This is a genomic window from Streptomyces sp. NPDC050759 (assembly GCF_044456945.1).
Taxonomy (GTDB): domain Bacteria; phylum Actinomycetota; class Actinomycetes; order Streptomycetales; family Streptomycetaceae; genus Streptomyces.
Map to the genome: position 1 here is coordinate 20,795 of NZ_JBITGI010000034.1, position 6,424 is coordinate 27,218.

Annotated in this window: 7 protein-coding genes; 2 read left to right on the forward strand and 5 right to left on the reverse strand. The window is 70.2% G+C overall.

Translation table 11 applies throughout. The annotated features are described in order from the left end of the window. The first annotated feature begins 40 nt into the window (after positions 1-40). Positions 41-865, forward strand: coding sequence for a DUF4253 domain-containing protein (locus ACIBJB_RS47075; RefSeq protein ID WP_398940322.1), 825 nt, complete (start codon positions 41-43; stop codon positions 863-865). A gap of 34 nt (positions 866-899) precedes the next feature. Here ACIBJB_RS47075 and ACIBJB_RS47080 read toward each other — a convergent pair whose 3' ends face one another. The 3 genes from ACIBJB_RS47080 to ACIBJB_RS47090 form a co-directional block, all read right to left on the reverse strand. After that, positions 900-1,739 carry an arylamine N-acetyltransferase gene (locus ACIBJB_RS47080; protein WP_398940323.1) on the reverse strand — a complete coding sequence of 280 codons (840 nt, stop codon included), beginning with the start codon at positions 1,737-1,739 and terminating at the stop codon, positions 900-902. An 89-nt stretch (positions 1,740-1,828) separates the two neighbouring features. Further along, positions 1,829-3,040, reverse strand: a complete 1,212-nt coding sequence (locus tag ACIBJB_RS47085) for a PLP-dependent aminotransferase family protein (RefSeq protein ID WP_398940324.1) — start codon at positions 3,038-3,040, stop codon at positions 1,829-1,831. A gap of 114 nt (positions 3,041-3,154) precedes the next feature. Next, complete coding sequence (locus tag ACIBJB_RS47090) at positions 3,155-4,057, reverse strand: SAM-dependent methyltransferase (RefSeq protein WP_398940325.1); 903 nt, start codon at positions 4,055-4,057, stop codon at positions 3,155-3,157. A 223-nt stretch (positions 4,058-4,280) separates the two neighbouring features. Between ACIBJB_RS47090 and ACIBJB_RS47095 the strand changes: the two genes are divergently transcribed. Next, on the forward strand, positions 4,281-4,457 hold the full coding sequence (locus ACIBJB_RS47095) for a hypothetical protein (RefSeq protein ID WP_398940326.1): 177 nt from the start codon (positions 4,281-4,283) through the stop codon (positions 4,455-4,457). Positions 4,458-4,486: 29 nt separating this feature from the next. Here the strand turns inward: ACIBJB_RS47095 and ACIBJB_RS47100 are convergent, their stop codons facing one another. Together ACIBJB_RS47100 and hemB are read right to left on the reverse strand one after the other, a co-directional pair. Beyond that, a complete protein-coding gene (locus ACIBJB_RS47100) occupies positions 4,487-4,846 on the reverse strand; it encodes a DUF805 domain-containing protein (protein WP_398940327.1) in 360 nt (119 codons plus the stop codon). A gap of 294 nt (positions 4,847-5,140) precedes the next feature. Beyond that, on the reverse strand, positions 5,141-6,133 hold the full coding sequence (gene hemB, locus ACIBJB_RS47105) for a porphobilinogen synthase (protein WP_398940328.1): 993 nt from the start codon (positions 6,131-6,133) through the stop codon (positions 5,141-5,143). Positions 6,134-6,424 lie beyond the last annotated feature (291 nt).

Consider the following 6,424-nt stretch of genomic DNA (forward strand, 5'->3'; position numbering starts at 1 on the left):
CCGTCGGCCATTGTCAGTGCCGCCCCCTACAGTCACTGACATGGCGACTCTTCCCAACCCGCTGCCCACCCTGGCGGCAGACCCGAGCGGGCGTTCGCTCGGCCTCGGGCTCCCCCTCGGGAGACTGATCGACGAGACGGACGACGGTCCGTGGCACGAGCCGTTGCTGTGGCATGCCGAGTACGCGGCGTCCTCCGGGGCCTGGACCGCACTGGGCACCCCGGCCGCGCGAGCGGGTCTGCTGCCGGTGCTGATAGAGGTCGGCGGCAGCCAGGGCGGGCCGGACGAGTGGGAGTTGATGCCCGGGGAGATGTCGTACCCCGGGGACCACGACCCGGAGGAACTGCTCGCGGAGTACTGGGCGTACGCGATCGAGGAGCCCGACGACCTCGACGAGACGATCGCCCCCTACGACGAGGCATGGCCCGGCCCCGCCCCGGCTCCCGCGTCCCTGAGCATCGACCCCGACCGCCGCGCCGCCGAGACGGCCGACGCGCTCCTCGACGAGGGCTCGTGGTTCAAGGAGCCGCGCCTCGCCCTGGTCCCGGCCCGCCGCAGCGCGGACATCCCGGCGGCCATCGGCTGGACGGGACCGATGAACTACGAGAACGACGTGGCCCGCCTCTGTGCGGTCCTCCGCTCCTGGGAGGACCGCTTCGGCATACGCGTGCTCGCGCTCACCTTCGACCAACTGGTGCTGTCCGTCGCGGCCCCGCCCACGACGAAGGACGAGGCCGAGGCCGTCGCCGCCGAGCACTTCGCGTTCTGCCCGGACAACATCACCCAGGGGCATCACCAAACCCTGCGCGAGTACGCCGAACACGCGGTGCTGGGACAACGGGTCTGGACCTTCTGGTGGGACTGACCTGGTGGAACTGACCTGGTGGAACTGACCGGAGTCAGCCGGGGAGCAGCCGCGCTCCCTCCGGCGCGCTGATCCCGAACTCCTCCTCCAGGAGCCGCCGTGCCTCCGCCTCGTCGGTCAGCTCCCGCTTCTTCACGGTTCCGTCGGCACGGGTCTCCGTGAGCAGGCTGCCGTGGAGGAGGAGATGGCGCTCGGCGGTGACGCTCTGGACGTAGATCTGCTGGGTGAAGGGTGAGCGCGGGTTGGTCCCGATGTGCCAGTTGATGACCTCGAAGTCGGGCTGCTCGAACGGCTCCAGGGTGAAGGCGTACTGATCCGCCCATCCGTCCTCATGGTGGGCCTGGAGCACCCACAGCTCCAGCGGCCCCCGGTGCGGCATGCGCACCAGACGGTGAAGACGCCCGGCGTCGAGGAACTCGGTGTCCGTCCGGAGCGGCACCGGCTCCAGCAGCGCGCCGATCGCCCCGAACCCGACGTCGGCGAGATAGGGCTGCGGGTCGCCGGGGATCTCCACGAGCAGCGCCATGTGGGTACGCGGCCGGCTCTCGACGGTGTCCGCACCGAGGACGACACGGGCCGCCAGCCGGATCACGCGGAACCCGAGTTCCTCCAGGGCGAGCAGGAACAGCGTGTTGTGCTCGTAGCAGTACCCGCCGCGCCGGCTCCGCACGAGCTTCGCCATCAGGTCACCGGGTTCGAGGGAGGGTGCGCTGCGGCTCAGGGCGTCGAGGTTCTCGAAGGGGATGCTGCGCATGTGCGCCAGGTGCACCCCCGCGAGCGTCGTGAGGTCGGCCCGCCGCTCGCCCTCCCACCCGATCCGCGCCAGATACTCATCAAGATCGAACCCTGAGTCCCGCACAGTGTCATCGGCCATGCCTCCACCGTAGGCAGCCGACCCGCCCGCCGTCCGCCGACCACAGCAGCACCGGCCCTCCGACCTTCGCCCTAGGCCTGGGCCTGGGCCTAAGCCGGGACCTGGACCGCCCGGAAGGCCTCCCCCAGCCTCCGCAGCCCCTCCCCGATCTCCCGCGGCGTCTGCGTCACGAAGCACAGCCGCAGGGTCGAGCGGTCGGGCTCACCGGCGTAGAAGGGCGCGCCGGGGACGTAGGCCACATCCCGCGTCACGACCTGCGGAAGCAGCGCGGTCGTGTCGTACGACGCCGGAAGCCGGGCCCAGAGGAACATGCCGCCCTCGGGCCGGGTCCAGGTCGATCCCTCGGGCAGGGCATCGGCCAGCCCGGCCAGCATGGCGTCCCGCCGCTCCCCGTACACCTCCGCGACGCGCCGGACATGCGCGTCGAGGTCCCGGTCGGCCAGGTACCGTGCGGCGGCGAGCTGGTTGACGGTCGGGGTGTGCAGATCGGCGGCCTGCTTGGCGACCGCGCAGGCCCGCCGCAGCTCGCGGGGCGCCCGCAGCCAGCCGAGCCGCAGCCCGGGGGCCATGACCTTGGAGAAGGACCCGAGCAGCACGACCCGGTCGCGGGCCTCTTCGTGGGAGGCGATCCACGGCACCCGCTCGCCCTCGAAGCGGAGTTCGCCGTACGGGTCGTCCTCGACGATCCACAGCCCGCACCGCGCGGCCACGGACGCGACGGCGGCCCGGCGCCCCGCGGACATCGTCCGCCCGGTCGGGTTCTGGAAGGTGGGCACGGTGTAGAGCAGCTTGGGCCGCTCCCGCACGACGAGGTCCTCCAGAGCCACGGGATCGGGCCCCTCGTCGTCCCCCGGCACGGCCACCACCCGGGCGCCCGCGAATCCGAAGGCCTGAAGGGCCGCCAGATAACAGGGGCTCTCGACGAGCACGGTATCCCCGGGCTCGATCAGCGCGGTGGCGAGCAGCGACAGCGCCTGCTGCGACCCGGTGGTGACAAGGACGTCGTCGGCGTCGGTGACCAGCCCCCGAACCGACATCCGCTCCGCCAGGGCGGCCCGCAGCACGGGCTCACCCTCGGTCGTCGAGTACTGGAGCGCCCGCTCGGGCACCTCCTCGAGGACCGCCCGAAAGGCGTCCGCGATCCCCTCGGCGTCGAACAGTTCGGGTGCCGGCAGCCCGCCCGCGAAGTTGATGACCTCGGGGCGGGCGGTGACGGCGAGGATGTCCCGTACGGGCGACCCACCGACCGACCGGGCCCGGGCGGCGAGCGGCGGCACGGAAGCGAACGTGGGCACCGTCATGGCACGGCTCCTTCGACTGCTGACTGCTACGACTGGTCAGCGCAGCCTAAGGAACTGAGTGCCGCCTACAAGCACCTTTCCGCGATACGGACGCCGCTCCCCCGGAACACCCGCTCAGGCCTTGGTGCCGGTCGCCCCGTAGACGTTGATGTCGTCGTCCGTGACGTCGTTGATGTCCCGGTAACGGATCTTCTCGATGTCGTCGAGGGACGCGAAGTCCTCGGCGTCGATGGCCGGCGGCGCGGGCGCGGGCCCGGGGTGCCACAGATGCGCGGGCACCACACCGGGCTCGTCCAGCGACAGGCCCGGCACCTCGGTGAAGAACCGCTCCACCTCCCCCTTGGACCGGAACACGAAGGTGAACCCGCGTTCGGTGTAGGTCCGCTGGACCGCGCGGGTGGGCTCGGGATGCATCTCGTCGGTCAGATGGCTGAGCACGACCCGGCTCCCCGCGGGCAGGGCCTCCACCAGCTCCCGCACGATCGGATAGGCCTCGTCGTCCTCGACGAAGTGCAGGATCGCGACCAGGCAGAGCGCGATCGGCTGGTCGAAGTCCAGGGTCTTGGCGGCCTGTTCGAGGATCTGTGCGGGACTCTTGAAGTCGGCGTCGATGTAGTCCGTACGCCCCTCGGGTCCGCTGGTGAGCAGCGCGCGGGCATGCGCCAGCACCACCGGGTCGTTGTCGACGTACACGACCCGCGCGTCGGGCCGGATCCGCTGGGCGATCTGGTGGACGTTCTCCGCGGTGGGCAGCCCGGTGCCGATGTCGAGGAACTGCCGGATGCCGTCCCGCTCGGCCAGCCTGTCGACGGCCCGGCGCATGAAGTCACGGTTGTGGCGTACGTCGAGGTAGCCGCGGGGGTTGGCGGCGAGCGCGGCGGCGGCCGCCTCACGGTCGGCGGGGTAGTTGTCCTTGCCGCCGAGGAAGACGTCGTAGACGCGGGCCGGATGCGCCTTGGTGGTGTCGATCCTCCTGGCCAGCTCGGCCGGATCCTGGCTCAGCGCGTCACCGGACATGGCGTCTCCCCTGTAAATGTGTCGGCCAACCACCGCGATCGTCAAGAACCTAACTCCCCGGGCGACTTGATGGTGCCCGGTGCCCGAGATACCCCGTCCCGCATCCCACGCAAGGGACTCGGGAAACCACATCCCCGCAGGTCAGCACGGCCCCCGCCACAAGACCGTCCCGAATCCCCCGCCAGGACTGGCAAACACCCCCGCTCCCCCGCAGCCTGATCCCATGCCCACCCACCCCCACACCCCCCGCAGACTCACCACGACCGCCCTCACCCTCCTCACCGTCCTCGCCACACTGACGGGCTGCAAGGACGGCCAGGGCGTACGCGACGAGGGCCCGGCCACGAACAAGGCGGCCGCGGTGAGCCCTTGGGAAAACCAGAAGGCCGCCCGGCACTGACCGGGCGGCCTCGAAGCAGAGCTACGGCATCACACGTGCGCGGGGGCGAGGCCCTTCGGGTTGGGGCCGTACTTGTTGTCGCCCGGCTCGCTGTCCAGCACCGAGAAGACGAACAGGGTGATGCCGCCGACGAGCGGGACGAGCCCGAACAGGATCCACCACCCGCTGCGGCCCGTGTCGTGCAGACGGCGCACGTTGACGGCCAGGCTGGGAAGCAGGATGCCGACGTAGAAGATGATGGGGAGCCACGCCATCTTGGCGGCGATACCGATGCCGAGGAGCACGGCATAGATGATCGCGACGAACAGCGCGTACATCCAGTATTCCTTGCGGCGCGCGCGGCCGCTGAACACGGCGTACTTCTTCAGCACATCGAGGAAGTAGTTCATGGTGGTGTCCCCCAGGGATCGACGTTCGGAACTGTTCCGAATGGATCAGGCCAGGCGCAGAAGATATGGAGGATGTCGAGAACTCGTCAATTCGACGGATGTAAACGGCTCATCAAGTCGCGCACCTGTCAGACTCCGACAAATCCACCACCACCAAGGGCCGGATTCGGGACAGATCACCAGAAGATCACCGCCCGAACTGGGGGCCGTTGTCCGGACGTTGGCCGGAACGAGCTCCGCCCGTATCCGGACCGAGCTCGAACCGTTGCCACAACACGCCGTCCGACGGCTTCGTCAGCGGAGCTTCTGAGCCACCTCGGTCGCCCAGTAGGTGAGGATGTTCTGCGCCCCGGCCCGCTTGATCCCGGTCAACGTCTCCAGGATCGCCCGGTCCCGGTCGATCCAGCCCTTCTCGGCGGCGGCCTCGATCATCGAGTACTCACCGGAGATCTGGTACGCGGCGACGGGCACGTCGACGGCGTCCGCGACCCGCGCGAGCACGTCGAGATACGGCCCGGCCGGCTTGACCATCACCATGTCGGCACCCTCCTCCAGATCGAGGGCGAGCTCGCGCAGCGACTCCCGCGCGTTGGCCGGATCCTGCTGATACGTCTTACGGTCACCCTTCAGCGACGACGCGACGGCCTCCCGGAACGGCCCGTAAAAAGCAGACGCGTACTTGGCCGTGTACGCCAGGATGGCCACGTCCTCCCGCCCGATCTGGTCGAGCGCGTCCCGGATGACCCCGACCTGCCCGTCCATCATCCCGCTGGGCCCCACGACATGGGCGCCGGCGTCGGCCTGGACCTGGGCCATCTCGGCGTACCGCTCGAGGGTGGCGTCGTTGTCGACACGCCCCTGCGCGTCGAGCACTCCGCAGTGTCCGTGATCGATGGTCTCATCGAGGCACACATCGGACATCACGAGCAGGTCGTCCCCGACCTCGGCCCGTACGTCCCGGATGGCGACCTGCAGAATCCCGTCGGGATCGGTGCCCGGCGTCCCGAGAGCGTCCTTCTTCGACTCCTCCGGCACCCCGAAGAGCATGATCCCGGACACCCCGGCCGCCACGGCCTCCGCGGCCGCCTTCTTCAGACTGTCCCGAGAGTGCTGCACGACCCCGGGCATCGCCGAGATCGGCACCGGCTCACTCGCCCCCTCCAGCACGAACGCCGGGAGGATGAAGTCAGCGGGGTGCAGCCGGGTCTCGGCAACCATACGGCGCATGACGGGGTTGGTCCGCAGCCGCCGTGGCCGCGCGCCGGGAAAAGATCCATACATCGTCATACCCCTAAACTACGCCCGCCTCGTGGACCCCTTTGCCGACGCCCCGTCGGGAGCGGCACGCCTGCAGCGGGGCACCTATGGGGTTGTCGGGCGGCTGCGGGCCGGTGGGGGCTGGTCGCGCAGTTCCCCGCGCCCCTAGGGGGTTGCAGTCACCCCCGCCACGATGGGCCGTTGGCCGCGTACGGCGCGAAGGGGCCGGGGTGGGGGGTGTCCGCCCGCAGCGGCCGGCGTCCGTTACCGAGCACAGCCAAAGCAGCCGAGCCGCCGGACCGAGGACGGACACCCCCCACC